General features: G+C 59.7%; 1 pseudogene. It reads right to left on the reverse strand.

The window, feature by feature from the left end:
* Nucleotides 1-911, reverse strand: a pseudogene (locus EXE45_RS17000) (hypothetical protein); the annotation flags it as partial.

Here is a 911-nt window from a genome sequence, read left to right on the forward strand (position 1 = left end):
GTACCGGAAATCGGGTCTTTGGCCTCCTCGATCAGGTCATCGACGCGAGTCGGCGTCGGCGGCGTCGACGATGTCAACACCGCGTCGACAGATTCCCGTGTCAGCGTTTCTGGATGCTCAGAGCGGAGTTCTCTGGCAGCGTCCTCAAGCTGTGACCAGAGACTTTCGCCGTCCGAATCGTCGAACAATTCACGAACGGTCGCATAGGCCTCGGCCTGCTGGACAACTGCGGTATCGACGACAGTGCGCTCCGATAGTGGCTCGCCGTCCCACGCGGTCTCGAATAGTGTTGCGAGGTCAACGTCGGAAAACTCGGCCGTAGCTGCGTCGACGGTTCCTCGAACGTCCTCCTCGTTCGACCGAAGCCACACCTTCAGATCGTCGCAGATGGCGTCAGGGGCAGACTCAGTGGTGGAGTTACCCGTAATCCGACGATACTGCGCCGACGTTTCATCGACGCGGTGGCCCTTTGCGTCCCGAAGCCGTGACTCGACCGTCGTAACACTGGGGACAGTATTGCTTTCTGCTGTCGCTCGCATGCTGGTGGTGACCGACGCGTTCGGATAGAGCGATGTCATTGTGTCCAGTTCGTTGCTAAAGCGTTCCCAGAGCGACTTCCCACCCTCTTCGACGCCGAAGAGCTCGCGAGTGTCCGCGAAGGTCTCTGCCTCCTCAAGTACCGCGTCAAGATCGTCTTCACTTCCCAAGTCGGACGTGGACAGTTTGCCACCACCGAGAGCCGGCTCAATTGTCGCCTCGAACGAATCGAGCGTTACGTCGAACTCTCTGTTCGCTCCCTTCAGCGTGCGTTTGACGGTCACGCTGTTCTCATCGACCCACTGTCCGAGTTCACTCAGCCATTCGTCCGGTCCGTCGCCCTCCGGCTCCTCCCCGAGTACCGTAGTGACGAA

Origin of the sequence: Halorubrum sp. SP9 (assembly GCF_005435015.1) — an archaeon.
Lineage (GTDB): Archaea > Halobacteriota > Halobacteria > Halobacteriales > Haloferacaceae > Halorubrum > Halorubrum sodomense.